This window comes from Maribacter sp. HTCC2170, from assembly GCF_000153165.2.
GTDB lineage: Bacteria > Bacteroidota > Bacteroidia > Flavobacteriales > Flavobacteriaceae > Maribacter_A.
The window spans coordinates 168,689-186,389 of record NC_014472.1; the positions used below are offsets into that span (position 1 = coordinate 168,689).

At 39.0% G+C, this 17,701-nt stretch carries 14 protein-coding genes and 1 tRNA gene; 2 read left to right on the top strand and 13 right to left on the bottom strand.

The window, feature by feature from the left end; all coding sequences use genetic code 11:
• Positions 1–24: 24 nt before the first annotated feature.
• Entirely contained in the window at positions 25–891 is an 867-nt protein-coding gene (locus FB2170_RS00755; protein WP_013304578.1) for an AraC family transcriptional regulator, read from the top strand.
• A gap of 6 nt (positions 892–897) precedes the next feature.
• On the opposite strand, the gene FB2170_RS16970 is transcribed toward FB2170_RS00755, so the two are convergent.
• The 4 genes from FB2170_RS16970 to FB2170_RS00775 all read right to left on the bottom strand — a co-directional run bounded on the left by FB2170_RS16970 (position 898) and on the right by FB2170_RS00775 (position 6,996).
• Positions 898–4,236, bottom strand: a complete 3,339-nt coding sequence (locus FB2170_RS16970; protein ID WP_013304579.1) for a PVC-type heme-binding CxxCH protein — start codon at positions 4,234–4,236, stop codon at positions 898–900.
• An 87-nt stretch (positions 4,237–4,323) separates the two neighbouring features.
• Complete coding sequence (locus tag FB2170_RS16975; RefSeq protein ID WP_013304580.1) at positions 4,324–4,734, bottom strand: cupin domain-containing protein; 411 nt, start codon at positions 4,732–4,734, stop codon at positions 4,324–4,326.
• Between the two features lie 5 nt (positions 4,735–4,739).
• A complete protein-coding gene (locus FB2170_RS00770; RefSeq protein ID WP_013304581.1) occupies positions 4,740–5,603 on the bottom strand; it encodes a phosphoenolpyruvate hydrolase family protein in 864 nt (287 codons plus the stop codon).
• 172 nt (positions 5,604–5,775) lie between these two features.
• Entirely contained in the window at positions 5,776–6,996 is a 1,221-nt protein-coding gene (locus FB2170_RS00775) for a Tm-1-like ATP-binding domain-containing protein (protein WP_013304582.1), read from the bottom strand.
• 377 nt (positions 6,997–7,373) lie between these two features.
• Here FB2170_RS00775 and FB2170_RS00780 point away from each other — a divergent pair, with 377 nt between their 5' ends.
• Positions 7,374–8,132 carry a flavodoxin family protein gene (locus FB2170_RS00780; RefSeq protein WP_013304583.1) on the top strand — a complete coding sequence of 253 codons (759 nt, stop codon included), beginning with the start codon at positions 7,374–7,376 and terminating at the stop codon, positions 8,130–8,132.
• A 41-nt stretch (positions 8,133–8,173) separates the two neighbouring features.
• Here the strand turns inward: FB2170_RS00780 and FB2170_RS00785 are convergent, their stop codons facing one another.
• The 9 genes from FB2170_RS00785 to FB2170_RS00825 form a co-directional block, all read right to left on the bottom strand.
• The gene (locus tag FB2170_RS00785; protein ID WP_013304584.1) at positions 8,174–9,259 is read right to left on the bottom strand and encodes a hypothetical protein; all 1,086 of its coding nucleotides are present in this window, start codon (positions 9,257–9,259) and stop codon (positions 8,174–8,176) included.
• Positions 9,260–9,433: 174 nt separating this feature from the next.
• Positions 9,434–9,507: transfer RNA gene (locus tag FB2170_RS00790), tRNA-Arg, on the bottom strand.
• 19 nt (positions 9,508–9,526) lie between these two features.
• A complete protein-coding gene (locus FB2170_RS00795) occupies positions 9,527–9,973 on the bottom strand; it encodes a GatB/YqeY domain-containing protein (RefSeq protein ID WP_013304585.1) in 447 nt (148 codons plus the stop codon).
• A 90-nt stretch (positions 9,974–10,063) separates the two neighbouring features.
• Complete coding sequence (ftsZ, locus tag FB2170_RS00800; RefSeq protein ID WP_013304586.1) at positions 10,064–11,983, bottom strand: cell division protein FtsZ; 1,920 nt, start codon at positions 11,981–11,983, stop codon at positions 10,064–10,066.
• Positions 11,984–12,030: 47 nt separating this feature from the next.
• The gene (gene ftsA, locus FB2170_RS00805; RefSeq protein ID WP_013304587.1) at positions 12,031–13,353 is read right to left on the bottom strand and encodes a cell division protein FtsA; all 1,323 of its coding nucleotides are present in this window, start codon (positions 13,351–13,353) and stop codon (positions 12,031–12,033) included.
• An 8-nt stretch (positions 13,354–13,361) separates the two neighbouring features.
• Positions 13,362–14,081 (bottom strand): cell division protein FtsQ/DivIB, encoded by a 720-nt coding sequence (locus FB2170_RS00810; protein WP_013304588.1) that lies wholly within the window; start codon positions 14,079–14,081, stop codon positions 13,362–13,364.
• Positions 14,071–15,423, bottom strand: a complete 1,353-nt coding sequence (gene murC, locus FB2170_RS00815; protein WP_013304589.1) for a UDP-N-acetylmuramate--L-alanine ligase — start codon at positions 15,421–15,423, stop codon at positions 14,071–14,073. The genes FB2170_RS00810 and murC overlap by 11 nt, the downstream gene beginning before the upstream one ends.
• A complete protein-coding gene (murG, locus tag FB2170_RS00820; protein WP_013304590.1) occupies positions 15,424–16,515 on the bottom strand; it encodes an undecaprenyldiphospho-muramoylpentapeptide beta-N-acetylglucosaminyltransferase in 1,092 nt (363 codons plus the stop codon).
• Positions 16,502–17,701: an FtsW/RodA/SpoVE family cell cycle protein gene (locus FB2170_RS00825; RefSeq protein WP_013304591.1), complete on the bottom strand. Its 1,200-nt coding sequence runs from the start codon at positions 17,699–17,701 to the stop codon at positions 16,502–16,504. Before FB2170_RS00825 ends, murG begins: the two co-directional genes overlap by 14 nt.

Here is a 17,701-nt window from a genome sequence, read left to right on the forward strand (position 1 = left end):
CCAGAACCATAGAGAAGTGTCAAAATGAAGCAGGCCATCCGGAAATTACCAATTTCAAAATCAAAATCTTTTGCAATTCATGAGTTGATTGCTCCCCATTTTGATCCCCACTGGCACTTTCATAACGAATATCAATTGGTTATTGTACTGGAAGGAACAGGAACCCGCTTTGTAGGTGATGATATTAGTCATTTTGAAGCGGGAGATATGGTCCTAACCGGCTCAAACCTGCCTCATGTATGGAGAAATGACGAAACCTACTTCCAAGGTTTAAGCTTAGTAACCCATTGTATAGTTATTTACTTTTCGCTCGATTTTATGGAGGGTGAATTCTTGAATAAGGAAGAAATGAAAGGTATTCGGGAGCTACTGGATCGATCTCATAGAGGTTTGGAAATCAGTGGGGAAATAAGGGATACCGTAAAAAAAATCATGTGCGACATGTTGCGCTTAAAAGGTTTTGATGGGGTATTGTCCCTATTACAAATTCTAAACATTCTCTCATCACAGAAGCTTAAATTTATCAACAAAGAGGGATATTTGAATACAGTCACAGATTCAGATTCAAAACGTATGCGAACCATTCATTCCTATATTCTTGATAATTTCAAAGGAGATATTCGATTGGAGGAAGTCGCTTCCCTGGCCAACCTCTCCCCAACTTCTTTCAGTAGGTATTTTAAGTCACATACCAACAAGACCTTTTCCAACTTCGTGGCAGAGCTACGAATAGGTGCAGCCTGCAAGCTACTACACAGCAATGATTTATCAATTTTAGGAATAGCCCACGAATGCGGATATAATACTTTATCCAATTTTAATAAAAAATTCAAGGAATTAACCAATGATAGTCCCTTACGATATCGTAAAAGGTATCAAAAAATCACATAGCCACTATCATTTCTTGATCCAGTCTAGGCTATTTTTCAATAAGGTTTTATAAGCCCGTAAATCATGTGCCCTTTCATCATGTCCCAATGTGTTACCCACTATTTTGGCCTTCTCATGCTTTACCACCCAAACCACAGGAAATTCTTCCCCCGATTCAAGGCCCTTGCCAATGGCAAGTACTTCTACCTCCACTGCATCAGCATCTTTCTTCCAGCGATAGAGCTCGTCTGTTATCCTAAACTTAGAAGGAACCCCATTCATAATGGGATGATTTGGCCTTAACACCCGTACCTCAAACTCTTGAAGTTTTTCATGCGACTCTGAACCACCTCCGACCAGTTGCTTATTATATTCGGGCCAGTCTGTCCAGTTGTACCATGTACTAGGGTGGTAAATGAGCATATTCATGCCCTCATCTACCCTTTTAAAAATGCTGGCGCGAGTTTCATCATCAATAGGTTTATTATTGCAAATAAACAAAGCATCGGAATCTTTAATATTCTCTCCCAATTGACGTGAATTTTCGGTGTATTTGACCGTTGTCTTTCCCTCTTCGCTCAAAACCTTGCCATCCATAATACCAAAAAACTTCAAGAAATCATGGGACCCCCCTCCTCCCATCATGGCAATTTTAAATGCATCTGGGTCTTCGGATAAAAATGTTCCTGGTGCTTCTACAATAATAACGCCTTGCATTAAACGCCAATGTCCTGGAAAAGTACAAACAAAGGGATATCTCCCTGGTTTATCGGGAAGTTGAACTACTATTGATCCTATCTCCCCAGGTTCCAACATTTCTGTAGCACCGAGGACATATCTTGAATTTGGCACATAACCCACCTTTGCAGCTTCTGGATCTTTTAAAAACATATCTACTCGCTCCCCAAAAGTTTCCAAGCTTCCATCTTTGATGACCACCAAATTATGTGGCATCTGATCAGTATTATTTAACACAATCTCGACTGTCTGACCAGCCGTCGCCTTTAAAATTGTTTTATCAAAGGCCATTTTTTGGTTGACGGTTTTTAAGTTAAAAACCACATCTGCTTCTATTTTTCCTGCCATACCAATACCCACATCTATGTAGCGATCTCCTCCACTGTCATGGCAATAGACCGCAATAACGTTCTTACCTTTTTTAAAGAGTTTTCCTTTTTCAGTATCAAGCTTAATATACTTGTAGGGGTTACTTACCCCCTCTTCTTCGATTAGTAATTGTCCGTTTACATAAATTGCATAATTATCATCATGCTTGATTTTCAACACTGGCTCGGAAATTTCCTCATTTAATACAAACTCCCGTCGCATCCAAATATCAGAGGTGGTCCAGGCTGTTTTTACTTCGGGGGTGTTCTTACTTCCAAAAGTTGAAGGACCGTTTTCCCATGAAGAGTCATTAAAATCCGAATTGACCCAATCATCAGATGGTTTAGCTTGTGTATAACTCCATATGGTCTTTTGCTCCTCAGCCGATGGCATTAAAAGCACAACCATCTTTGGGTCTACTGTTGAATAATTTAATTCTTGATAATAGACCTTAATAGCCGCCTGTAACCATCTATCTGAACTATTTTCAGGATTTTTAGCCGCCTCTTCTATCTGTTTGTATAGCCCATTTGTTTCTGGCAATTCTCCTGCGCGTAATATAGCCGCCAACCTCATCGCCATATCCGAATCATTCAACAGTCCTGATTCAGCTAACTTTTGACTACCTTCAATTGATTCTGGCAATAATGTAAGTGCTGCCCTTTTTACCGCGTAGGATTCATTTTTCAATGCATTGATTGCTGCTGTCTTGGCCTGATCGTTAACTGTCAAAGCATTAAGCCCATCAAGGGCCCAAAGTGCGTGTAATGCCCCTGCGTTTAAGCCACTTTCATCTAAGTTGCTCTCATTTCTTACCAATGCAACCAAATCTGGAATGAGATCTATTTTGATTTCTTCAACAATAAGACGTTGGGCCGTAGTTCTCCAGAACATATTTTCGCTTTGGAGTGCTTCAATAAGATCTTTGTCATTTTCGGCGTCCAGTGCCTCAATATCAGAATCGTCCCCATCTTCATGTTTTATTACATAAATTCTACCATGTCCTTTGTCACGGTGTTCATTGAGATGTGCATTCCCTTCTCCTTTATCATCATTCCAAATCTGATTGTCCATTCCCCTTTTATCGGGGTTATGCTGAATAACGGGATTATACCAATCAGCGACCCATAAATTACCATCAGGCCCTGTTTCAGAAAATACGGGAGCGGTCCAAGCATCAGTACTTGCAAAAATATTTCCACCATCCTCTTCTTTATACCCAGCACCGTCTTTGATAATTCTTGATAAATGCACCAAATGCCCTGTCGGTTCGTTTACATACATTTGATTTTGATATGTTTTAGGGTAGTTTCTCGCTGTGTAAAAATTGGCGCCTGCTGCTGCTGTATAACCACCACGAACATCAACTTGCTGTAGGGGAATGGTATCCGCTGGAGCTATTTCATAATGCCCTTGAATGAAATCGGCGTTAAGGGCCCATTTGGGCCTTTTATCTAAATAGTCATAATGTTTTAATGGAATACCCACGTAACAACAATGATTGTTATTTGCCGTGGATCCAAAAATTTCAAAACTCTCATTAAAGCCAAGCCCCCATGTATTATTATTAAATTGACCTACAGGCTCAAAATATGAACCATCTTTGGCGAAACGATATACCCCCATTTTAAAATTGACCGCATTATCACCAAACTTATTCTCGAATCCCGAGTACCCGACCGACCCCCAAATATGGTTGTCAATACCATATCGTAGACTAGACGGTCCCGCATGAGTATCCCAGATTCCAAAACCATCAAAGAGTACCGTACTCTTATCCATTTTATCATCACCATCAGTATCTTCGAGAAAAACCATATTAGGGGCTTGGGCTACGATTATACCACCTTTTACTTTAGTAATTCCAGTAGACAGGCTCTGCTCGGTAGCATAATCGATAAATTTATCTGCCTTTCCATCTCTGTTGGTGTCTTCACAAATTGTAATCCTATCACCACCAACATCATTACTGAGTCCGTGTGGGTAATCTTGGGATTGTACAACCCAAAGTCTTCCTCTCTCGTCCCAGGTAAAAGCAATGGGGTTAATAATATTAGGCTCCGCAGCGAACAACTCAACCTCAAAGCCTTCTGGCACTTGAATATGCTTTTGAGAATCTTCAGGACTTAAAGGGTTTTGTATTCGTGGTTCTTCACCGCTATATGTCAGTTCCGGTAGTTTTTCTTTTTTTCCAGAACAGGAAATCACTATTGCTAAAACCACTATAATTGATGATAGGCGAATAATCGATTTTTTCATCTGCTGATTTTTGGTTTTTAATACTGAACTAATATGTTCGTATGATTGCTTCTTATTTTATATTATAATGCCTATAATCCTAGTTGGTTATAAGTCCTTTCTATATTCAGAGTAGGGCAAATTTTGATATTCATCAATTGTACCTGTTTCCCAGCCAAAAGAAGGAGCCAAAATGGCCAAAAACTCTAAATCCTCATCTCCTATGTTGAAAGTTCCGTGTACAACATTGGGGTCTATATAGACCGAGTCTCCTGCTTTTAGAATTTGCCTTTCATTCTCTACCCATTGCTCCGCTGTACCCTTAAGAATATAAAGAATCTCATTCATTTCTGGGTGTCGATGAAAATTGTGCATACCTCCCACGGGCATAACCACTTTGACCATATAGGTATCAGCTTGGTTGGTCATATCAGCATTGAAATGCCAATAATGGTCACGTCCTAAAACACGCTCTTTTATCGTTTCCGAATCTTTGACAAACTTCCAATACTTACTCATATCTACTATTTGTTCAGTGTAAGGGACTTGAATTGTCTCGTTAGGTCAGTCAGTGATTGCTCCACTCCCATTCTTTCCAATGATGAAGCTCCTACAAACCCATGTGCATCTGTTTTATCTAAAATTATTCGTACATCTTCTGGTGTATTAACCGGCCCACCGTGCGCAAGGAAAAATGTATCAGGGTTTGATTTTCTTACCGCTTCAATAATCTCCTGTGTTTTATCAATGGCAAAATCCATAGAACGGGTCGCTCCTGTAACTCCAATAGAACCCCCTACCGTTGTTCCAACATGCGAAATGATTGCATCCGCTCCCACATCGGCCATTTGCACAGCCTCCTCGGGCTCAGCCACATATACTATTGAGAACAAATCCATTTTAGTTGCCAAATTGACCATATCTACTTCTTTCTGAAAGCTCATACCGGTTTCCTCAAGTACATTTCTGAAATGACCATCTACAATACAATGGGTAGGAAAGTTATTTACTCCTGAAAAGCCCATGTCTTTTACTTGACCTAGAAAATGCCACATTCGTCTTCTGGGGTCGGTACCATGCACTCCACAAATAACTGGAATCTCTTCGACCACGGGTAATACTTCGAACTCTCCTATTTCCATGGCAACGGCATTCGCGTCGCCATAAGCCATTAATCCGGCCGTTGAACCATGACCTGACATCCTGAATCGCCCTGAATTGTAAATTATTATAAGGTCGGCACCTCCTTTTTCAATAAACTTGGCACTAATACCAGTACCGGCACCAGCTGCTATAATTGCTTTTTTCTGATCTAAGGTGGCTTGCAACCTATCTCTTACTTCCTGTTTTGTATAGGGATTTCCTATTCCCGTCCATGGATTTGGCATCTTCTAAATGTTTTACTGTTTTATCAATGGCCTTTTAATTAGGCAAAGGAGCAACATATTTTATTTGAAATCCAGTTGTTTCAATTCCAAAAACAACTGTATTATATCATATCATTATCTATTTTTATAAATTTCAGTTATAAAACAGAAAAATATAGCTTTTGTCATTTTCCTAGTCTTGTATGAGCTTCAATAATTCCATCACCGCGATATCTGCAAATTTGGCATGGTTGATATCAGTATCCACTTCAATAATTGGAATCTCTGGACTAAGGTTTTGCTTGATAGAATCAAATAAAACATTATCAACATCAGGAGCATAGAAAACCTCTCCTTCCCTACTAATTTTGGAGATTCCCTTCATTGGCAATAGAACTACTACTTTTCCCTGGGAATCGTTCAATTTTTGTGCAAAAGACGTGCCTAGTATTTTATTTTCAGCTTTATTGGTTCGCATTAGAGTCACATTCGGATCCCAACTGAACAGCTGTCTTTGTTGATAGTGTCGTGGGACAGTTTTTAATGCACCAAAATTGACCATATCCAAACATCCTGGAACTACAACTTGAGGTATTCCCATTTTACCTGCAGCGGTCAATCGCTCCGGTCCGGCACTGCAAATACCCCCGCAAAGGTCATCGGCCAACTCAGTTGTTGTAATATCCAAAACCGCATCAAAACAATCATCGAGAACAAGATCTTCCATAGTTTTTCCTCCTGCCCCAACCGCATGGAAAGAAAGTACATCAAATTCCTTTTTCCTCAATATTTTGGAACATCGATCCACACAAGGGGTGGTATTTCCAAAAATACTTATTGCGATACTACCTCTTGTCTGGGATTGGCTTTTATCGATAACGTTCATCATTCCAACTAAGGCACCAGCAGCCTGATTGATAAGAATGCGGCTAATTTTGTTGAGTCCAGCTACGTCCACGATGGAAGGTATCAAGGTGATATCCTTACTTCCAATATGCTCTGAAAGGTCTTTGGTGGCAAGGGTGGTTAGACACAATTTGGGAATACCAAAAGGAATTTTATTAACTGCTGATAAAAAAACATAGGTTCCGCCGCCACCGCCCATACCAATGAATCCATCAATTTTTTTTTTGGTCATCAGCTCTGAAATTATAATGGAAGCCCCCTCCCCCATTTTTTCCAATGCCCTTCCCCTATCTCCATCCTCAATAAGATTGAAAAGGGATGTTCCGGCGGCCTCAGCTATTGTGACGGAATCAATAGTCACCGGGAAAAGTTTTGTTGTCCCTAAAACCCCCGTATTAATCGATATGACCTCGATATTTTGCTCAAGCAAACAGTTATAGAGAAAATCAAAGTCTTCTCCTTTGGTATCAAAACACCCTATAATTAGTACGGTCTTGGTTGATGGCATCGTCACTTAATATAAGTTTTTTATATGCATTTAATCTTTTGGCCCATTTCAATAATGACCTATTTACAAAATTCAATGAATTTTAGGTTAACTTCAATCTATTTTATATCCAAAACGACCTGTTTTATATCCTACAACTGGTTAAAAACATGATTACTTGTCAAAAAACAGTAATTATTTTTTACAAAATCATGTGTATTCGAAAATAGTGATTCAGCTTAAATACACAGCCTGGATGTTGGCATAGCCGCACATTTTAAAAGTTGATATTTTCCCTTATTGGAACGAAAGGAAAAGGATTGTTTACGACTTAATATATGTTTTGTAGCCCTTGCTCGAGGGACAAAGCAAAAGTTCAATTTTTAAATAACAACGTTATGTCCGAACAACTAAAAAAAATGACCGAACACCAGTGTTCTAATACCCCTGCAAAATATGATGATTTAAAAGTGCTTTTCCTTAATTGCACTTTGAATAGAAGCCCAGTTTTATCTCATACGGAGGGGTTGATTCACATTGCCCAAAGAATTTTTGAAGCAAACGGTGCATCAACCAAAATTATACGCCCAGTAGATTATGAAATACCTGCTGGTTTAGGCCTAGACATGTCTAAAACTCCAGAATGGGATAAAGATGACTGGCCATTGATTCAAAAAAAAATAGATACTTGTGATATCCTAATCGTTTGCACATCAGTTTGGTTGGGAGAAAAATCATCGGTTTGTAATAGAACCTTGGAGCGTATGTATGGTTACACTCATCAATTCAACGAAAAAGGTCAGTATAGGGATTATGGAAAAGTGGGTGCTACGTTGATTACGGGAAATGAGGATGGTGTTAAGCATTGTGCTATGAATATTCTCTTTTCATTATCACATATAGGCTATACAGTTCCTCCACAGGCAGATGCCGGTTGGATGGGAGAAGCAGGTCCAGGGCCATCATATAGGGATGAGGGCTCCGGAGGACCTGAAAACGATTTCACGAATAGAAATACAACTTTTCTAGTATGGAATTGTCTCCACTTAGCTCGAATGTTAAAAGATCAAGGAGGAATACCAGCACATGGCAATCAGCCAGATGAATGGCAAGCTGGTTGTAAGGCAGGTTTTGATAGTCCTGAGCACCAGCGCTAAAATGTGAACATTAATGAATTGGCAAAAATCCTTACAGCAGTTTATTTCAAATTGTCTTCTGAAAGTTGAATAGTAAGGGTTGCCTTTTCCTGTGTGGCCTGCCAAAAATTATAAAGACCATTCCAAGAACCATCTGGGGCTGATTTACGGGAAAAATTCTCCAGATTTGTACTTATGTTAGCCAATTCACTATCAGACATTTTCTCATGCGAAAGTATAACCGTTATTCCAGTGAACTCTTTTTGAGAATCCTGTACAGAAGGTATTCGACTACCATGCTCAGATACCAATTGGGCAGGTGTTCTGGTAATTATTTCATCAGCCGTGAATTTACCTGAGCCTTGGGATTCCGGATTATCAGCATATTGAATATCTTTTAATTCGTCAACGCCCACTAGACCCATAAGATAAAGTTCTAAGTTTCCGTAGGGAACAGAATTTCCTCCATTGGCAAAAGTCCCAAATCCATTTTCACCCTCCATTTTACCTTGATAGGTATTGTTTCCCAGTTCAACCAACGCATCAAAACCACCAAGTTGTCCGCCAACATTGGCATATCCCCAATGACCACCAACAGTAGTAGGAACAAACCCTTGATTGCCCCAGTAATGCATGATTTCATGCAAGAAAGGGCCGTTTTTGACCAAGCCAGGAACAGGTAAATGAATCACACTTTTTAAACGACCAGCGGAACCATAGTTAACAGTACCATCATAGATTCCTGAGCCAATACCTTCAACATGATTCTGTACTTTATAAGAAATTCCATAATACAAATCTTGGGGTACTTCTTCTTCGTTGGATAACACAAAAATGAAATCAAAATCATCATTAAAGTGTTCATAGATTTTTTTCGAAATCAAAGAAAAATCGCCCTCATCCTCCAAATATTTATCATATTCAATCTTAGGTAAAATGTAATTAACCACTCTATTGCTTTCGTCTAAAACAAAGTTGTTCTCCAATTGCGAATCATCTGGGGCAATAGGATTTTCATTTTCTCCATTCTCCTCGCTATCTAATATATCGACAACATTATCTTTGGAACAAGAGGATATTATTAGAAAAAAAACTAAAAAGAATGTTTGTACAGTGGTAACTGCTCTCTTAGGGTAAGTAGGTATCATATAGTTCTAGATATGGGGTTAACATAAAAAGAACGTCTCGTACATTATATTATTTCGGATTATAATGGAAATTCGTTGAAGTGTCATTTGAACCAACCAAGAGCTTAAATCATTGCTTAGCATTTCATAGAAACAAAGAACCACACCAAAAATGGTATGGTTCTATGCTTGTAGTGACCGCGAAGGGATTCAAACCCCCAACCCTCAGAGCCGAAATCTGATGCGCTATTCAGTTGCGCCACGCGGCCGTTTTATTTTACAAGGGCGCTAAGATAGTTTATTTTTAACTATGGTAGAAATGGTCTTGCCATCTGCTTGACCGGCCAATTCCTTTGATACCATCCCCATGACCTTTCCCATATCTTTCATACCCTGAGCACCGACGGCATCGATAGTCTGTACCACTACTTTTTCAATTTCCTCCTCAGTCAATTGTTCCGGCAAAAACTGTTCGATAACAGCTACTTGGGCCAGTTCAGGCGCAGCAAGATCGTCTCTACCTTGTTCGGTAAAAATAGCGGCACTATCTTTTCTCTGCTTTACCAACTTTTGAACCAGCTTGGTCTCATCAGCTTCAGATAACTCCCCCCCTTTACCACTGGTTTGCGCCAATAGCAATGCAGATTTGATTGCTCGCAATGATTCTAAAGCAACCGTGTCTTTTGCCTTCATTGCTGATTTCATTTGTTCCATTACTTGTTTCTGTAAGCTCATAATCTGATTATTTTAGAATTACAAAGATAAAAAAACAAACCCGAAAATAGTTTCTATTTTCGGGTTCACAGCAGGTTGTTCAATTAGAGATTAATCTACATTGTCATGCAAAAATGAGTTGTTGGAACGCAACTGAATTTCATCATTACTATCTTCACTCAGGGTAGTTCTTGAAACTTTATTCTGAATAGAATTTTCGTCCAAGTTTACTCCCTGACGTTTATAGGCCGGCTCTTTTTCAATCTCATCTATATTGCTTAGACCATTCTGGAATTTATAATTGAAGTCTTTTAATTTTCTACGACGTTCATCTGCTCTTTCCTTCAACAACTCTTCGATGGGGCTGTCCATTGGATCCACCTCTTTCGTTTTGGCCGTTGTCACTGCTTCTTCACCCTCAGCACCTAAAGTTCTCTTTTCGAAAACCAATTCATCCTCTATTATTTTTGGCTCGAACTCCTCTGCCTTTGATTTGGCACCGGTCAATTGATTTTCCAACTCCATATAATCATCCAGACTATATCGGGTTTCACCTTCTTTATTATATTCCAAAACAGGAATGACCTCGACATGCTCATTAACATCCATATCCTTAACATCATCATCAAGGTTGAACAAAATCACATTTTCTTTATCCTCCTCAGTACTTTCCGCCAGGGGCAAATCAAAACTTATGGCAAATTGATCTTCCTCTATCTTCTTTGATGAAACCACCTCTGGGTCAACAACTTCAATATCTTTAACTGAGTCTTTTGCGTCAAATATCACAAAATCATCTTCAGAAACATTTTCCGCGACCACCTCTTCATAAAACACGTTAAAGTTCTTAATGTAGTTCGTCGTTGGAATCAAGTCTAAACCATCCAACTCCTCAATTTCAGTAATCATCTGAGGTTCGTCATTCTCTTCTTCCTCTACCAATTGATGAACAATGTTCTTGGGCGTTAAATCTTGCTCCGCTTTTTGCTCTTCCTCTAGCGTGTGAATTATTTTTTTGGATTCAGTATTTACAATATCATCTTGTTGATCAAGGTTAAAACCTGTTGCAATAACTGTTACAGCAATCGCTTCACCTAAAGTATCATCCTCACCAACACCCATAATAATATTGGCACCGTGACCAGCCTCCGCTTGAATATGATCATTGATTTCACCAATTTCATCAATAGTGATTTCCTGGGAACCAGATACTATCAATAACAATACATTCTTGGCTCCTGATATTTTGTTGTCATTCAACAATGGTGAATCCAAAGCTTTCATAATAGCTTCATTGGCCCTTGAGGAACCTGAGGCCATTGCAGAGCCCATAATTGCTGTACCACTATTTGAAAGGACAGTTTTAGCATCGCGTAAATCTATGTTTTGGGTATAATGGTGTGTTATTACCTCGGCAATACCACGAGCGGCAGTTGCCAATACTTCATCCGCCTTGGAGAAACCAGCCTTGAATCCCAAATTACCGTATACTTCCCTTAATTTATTATTGTTGATGACTATGAGCGAATCAACATTGGCACGAAGTTTTTCAATACCCAACTGGGCTTGCTGACACCGCATTTTACCTTCAAATTGGAAAGGCATGGTCACAATACCTACGGTCAGAACATCCATCTCTTTTGCTTGTTTGGCAATGACAGGAGCAGCACCAGTACCTGTTCCTCCACCCATTCCAGCGGTGATGAATATCATTTTTGTAGTATTGTCCAACATGGTTTTTATATCTTCCATGCTTTCAATGGCAGCTTGCTCACCAACTTCAGGGTTCGCACCAGCTCCTAAGCCTTCGGTAAGTGAAACGCCGAGTTGTATTTTGTTTGGAACTGCACTGTTCTCCAAAGCTTGGGAATCTGTATTACAAATTACAAAGTCAACTCCGTTGATGCCGGCTTCAAACATGTGATTAATGGCGTTACTACCACCTCCTCCTACTCCAATGACTTTTATAACATTGCTTTGATTCTTAGGTAGATCAAAAGAGATACTCTCAATTTCAGTGTTCTTGCTCATATTGTTAATATTACTGGTTTTTATAGTGTTTATATTTTCTACGCCATTTATTCCGCGTTGTCCAAGAAATCTTTCAATTTTTCAGACCATTTATCAAATACTGTTTTGCGCTCACCTGCTGGAATTTTAGAGCTGGTCTTCATACTCTCAGAGTCGGCGTATGCCATTTCTTCTTGGACTTCTTCTTCATGCGAAATGATATCCATACCATTATTTTTAACAGCATTCATCAAAAGACCTACTGCAGTTGCATATAGAGGGCTGGCCACCGCCTCATCGGTATCGCCCGCCAAATGTTCATTTGGATATCCAATCCTTGTATCCATTCCTGTAATATATTCCACCAACTGTTTAAGGTGTTTTAATTGACTACCGCCACCCGTCAAAACTATACCGGCTATCAGCTTTTTCTTTTGCTCTTCGTGACCATAGTTTTTGATCTCAACATAAACCTGCTCAATAATCTCAACTACTCTTGCATGAATGATCTTTGAAAGATTTTTTAAGGTTATTTCTTTTGGTTCCCTGCCTCTCAAGCCAGGAATAGAAACAATCTCATTATCCTTGTTCTCCCCTGGCCATGCCGACCCGAATTTTATTTTCAACAATTCAGCTTGCTTCTCAATGATTGAGCAACCTTCTTTGATATCTTCAGTGATAACACCACCCCCAAAAGGTATAACCGCAGTGTGCCTGATAATACCATCCTTAAAAATAGCAAGGTCAGTAGTTCCGCCTCCTATATCAATGAGCGCAACACCAGCTTCTTTTTCTTCCTGACTTAATACTGCATCAGAAGATGCCAACGGTTCAAGGGTAATTTTTCCTAAATCAAGACCTGCACTTTTAATACATCTCCCTACATTTTTTATTGAGGAAACCTGACCAACCACCACATGGAAATTAGCCTCCAAACGACCACCGTACATTCCGATAGGCTCCTTTATTTCTGCTTGGCCGTCAACCTTATATTCCTGAGGCAATACATGAATAATCTCCTCACCCGGCAACATCACCAGTTTATAAACCTGATTGCACAATCTATCCAAATCATCCTCGTTGATGACCTCTTCGGCATCTGCCCTGGTTATATAATCGCTATGTTGTAAGCTGCGTATATGCTGGCCAGCAATACCTACAACAACAGAACCTATTTTTAAACCAGAATTAACCTCTGCTTCTTCAACGGCTTGTTGTATAGATTGTATCGTTTGTGTGATGTTGTTAACAACACCCCTGTGTACACCCAAACTTTTTGACCTACCAATACCAAGTATTTCTATCTTCCCGTATTCATTTTCCTTACCGATTATGGCAACGATTTTTGTAGTTCCGATATCTAAACCAACTGAATATTTACCTTGTTCCATTTTCTATATTATATTTTGGTGCACACTACTTGATTATTAAACTCTAAGCTCACAACATTATATTCTTCCAAGGTTTCATCCTTGTTTGCCTTTACATAAAATGCTTTGAAGTTGTTGAACTTTTCCTCTAGATTATCAACTCCTCCCAAATTCACTACAAACTGCTCCATTCTAAACTTCAACTGGTATCTTTCATCATCCTCAATATGAATACCTATCACATTTTTTCTCAAGAAATCATCTTGGTTTATGTACTTTAAAATCTCATAAACATCCTCAAGACTTTTTCCTGTCACCTTACCAGTGATTATTGGAACTCTAGCAGAATGACTCATGGATAATGGCATACTTTTACCTTCATCATCCAGATAAAACTTAGAATTCCCCTCGATTCGTCCGATTGGCTTGCGTTGCACGATTTTTGACGTAAGCTCACCGTTTACAGTAAGATAAACTTGGGCACTTTTCACCATTTCATTGGCCTCAATGACCTTCTCTATAGTATTCAAAACTAAATTTTCTTTGGGCACATTTGTGAGGGGTCCGTAATTTTGTATTAACAATTTATTAACCATGCCCTGAGTTATGTAAAGGTTCTGATCCCCAACGAATTCTATATTCAGCCCCTTAACACTTTTTTCCTTGCTCCTATGATTAGAAAACGCGTAAAGCCCCATAATCACAAGTAATAGAGCAATCATCTTAATGTAATTCCAATTAATTCGCATACTCAAATTCTTTTCTTATTCTTGATACCTCTAGACCAATATCCCCAGCTCCCATAGTCACCAAGACATCTGGGCTCTGTGCTTTTATTTCTTGGATAAGGTTTGATTTCCCAATTAATTTCTTATTGTCATTATCAATTTTTTTCATCAACCACTTCGAAGTGATTCCTTCAATTGGCTGCTCCCTGGCCGGATAAATTTCCAATAACAGAATACTATCAAATTTTGATAGACTTTCAGCAAAATCGTCGCCAAAATCCCTTGTTCTTGAAAATAAATGTGGTTGAAAAACCGCAAGTACATTTTTATCAGGATGCATTTCTGCAATAGCATCGTAAACGGCATTTATTTCAGTTGGATGATGCGCATAGTCATCGATAAATACAAAATCATCTTCTTTGATTTTATATGAAAATCTACGTTGCACACCTTTAAAAGTACCTAAAGCTTCAGCAAGGCGATAGGGAGGGGAACCAGCCTCTATCGCCATTGCAAAAGCAACCAATCCGTTAAGCAAATTGTGCTTTCCGGGTTTGTTGAATTTAACTCCTGACAATGTTGTCTTAGGAGTTTTCAAATCAAAAATGTAGGCACCATGTTCTATTTTTAAGTTTCGAATACAATAATCTGAATCATCTTCAATCCCATATGTTATGCCGTCAAGTGGCAAACCATTCCTAACAAACAATTTTCCATCTGGGTTTATTTTACCAACAAAATCATTAAATGACTTAGTAAGCTCTTCGCTATTACCATAAATATCAAGATGGTCGGCATCCATTGAGGTAATACAGGCCACATCGGGATAAAGTCTTAAAAACGAACGATCAAATTCATCAGCTTCAACGACAGAATAATCCGAGCCCCTAAATAAAAAGTTACTATTAAAGTCTTCTGATATACCTCCCAAAAATGCAGTAAAAGGCGTTCCCGTCTCATTGAGCAAATGAGCCAATATACTTGAGGTAGTGGTTTTCCCGTGGGTGCCGGCAACAGCAAAACAAAAAGTATCTTTTGTAATCATTCCCAACACCTCGGAACGCTTATGAACCTCAAATCCTTTTGATAGGAAATATTGATATTCAGAATGTGTTTTGGGAACCGCGGGTGTATAAATTATCAACGTATCCTCCGTATTTTTGTAGCAATCATCAATTGCTTTCAAATCATCATTATAATGAATATCTATCCCTAGTGCCTCCAGCTCTTGAGTTAACGGTGTTTCGGTTTTATCATAACCTGCCACATTCTTTTCAATGAACCTAAAATAGCGTGCCAAGGCGGACATTCCTATGCCTCCGATGCCTATGAAATAAACGCTATTTATTTTTTTCAAATCCATTTAAACAACCAACAACTTTTCTATTTCGTCAACTATATTTTTTGTGGCATCTGGAAGTGCCAATTCTTGAATATTCTTTGCTAAATCCCCCTGTTTTGATTTTGACTCGAACAACGCACTGAAAGCGTTCTCAAAATCATCATCCAAATCTTTTTCTTTGATCATTAACGCAGCCTCTTCATTTACCAAAGCCATTGCATTTTTTGTTTGATGATCTTCCGCAACATTTGGAGATGGAATAAACATTACGGGCTTACCTACTATACAAAGCTCTGAAACCGAACTTGCCCCTGCCCTTGAAATAATTATATCAGCTGAGGTATATGCATAATCCATTCTATTCAAAAAATCCATGACCTTTACGGTTTCCGAATTGTACTTATTGTATTCTTCAAAATAAAGTTTACCACATTGCCAAATCAACTGAATGCCCAGCTCCTTGAAATAATCCAACTTTTGTTCTATTAGTTGATTAACTCGACGCGCTCCGAGACTTCCCCCCAATATCAACAACGTTGGCTTGCTATTATCCAATTCGAAAAAATCCAATGCCTGTTTTTTATCAGCTCCTAAACGGACCAAATCACCACGGACCGGATTACCAGTTTTTACAATTTTATTTGAAGGGAAGAAGGCTTCCATTCCATCATAGGCCACACAAATCTTGGCTACTTTATCTTTTAACAGCTTATTGGTTATACCAGCATAAGAGTTTTGTTCCTGTAACACGCATGGTATGCCCCTACCCGAAGCCACTTTCAATAATGGCCCACTGGCAAAGCCTCCAGTGCCAACAACTGCATGAGGTTTGAATTTGGTCAATATTTTACCTGCTCTGAACAAACTACTTATTAATTTAAATGGAAACATTAAATTTTTTAGGGTCAGTTTCCTTTGTAACCCAGAAATCCATAATCCTTCTATTTTATATCCTGCTTGCGGTACTTTCTCCATCTCCATCCTGTCTTTGGCCCCGACAAACAAGAACTCGGCATTTGGATGTCTTTTTTTTAACTCATTTGCTATGGCAATCGCAGGGTAAATATGCCCTCCTGTGCCGCCTCCGGATAGTATAAATCTATAATTGCCCACTTAATACTTCTAACGGATTTGTATCATCAATTTCAGTATCCTCTCTCTCTAAAATGTCGCTTTTTCTACTAGCACTCAGAATAATTCCTATTGCCAAACATGTCATCCAACTTGATGTACCTCCACTACTGATCAGTGGTAAAGTCTGACCTGTAACCGGAAATAATTCTACCGCAACTGCCATATTTATCAACGCCTGAAAAACAATGGGCAGACCAACTCCCAAAACTAGAAGTTTCCCGAAAATAGTTTGACTCCCATTGGCCACTACCACTATGCGAAACAACAATAGCAGATAGAAGAACATCAACACAAAACCGCCAACCAAACCGTATTCCTCAACTATAATCGCATATATAAAATCTGATGAACTCTGTGGCAAAAAGTTCTTTTGCACACTTTTACCGGCACCTTTACCCACTATTCCTCCAGAGGCAACTGCTATTTTAGCTCTTTCTATTTGGTAATCAGCTTCGGTATCTTCAGGGTTTGAGAAATTTTCTATTCTGCTTATCCAAGTATCCACACGGTTAGGAAACAAATCTGGCGCTGCTTTAGCTGTTAACACAAAAATGGTTAAGCACAATATTCCCGTTCCTATTATACCCATTAAATATTTCATCGGATAACCTCCTAAAAAACACAATAGTAAAACCATTGAAAATATAATTGCAGCAGTTGAAAAGTTGGCAGGTAGAATAAGTATAATCACCAAGAAAACCGGGACCCATAGTGGAAGAATGCTTTCTTTGAATGTTATAACGTCATCTTTTATTTTAGTAAGATAGCGAGCCACATAGATCATCAATACAACAGCAGCTAGATTTGAGGTTTGAAAAGTGAACCCAACCAGAGGAATACGTATCCACCTACTGGCATTAGCTCCATCGATAGTTGTTCCTTGCGCCAAAGTAAATACCAACAACACCAAAACAATAGGCATGGCAATTAATGACAAGCCCTTAAAAAAGTGTGCAGGTATCTTATGTACACCATAAATAATTCCAAAACCCAAAAACAACAGAAGAGCATGCTTGATCAAATGCCCACTGGTAGTTCCATTACCAACTACATAGACCAAGTTGCTGCTCGCACTATAAACGGGCAAAAATGAAAACAAGGCCAGAAGTGCCACTACGGCCCAAATGGCTTTATCACCTTTGATATTTTTAAAGAAATTCAACAC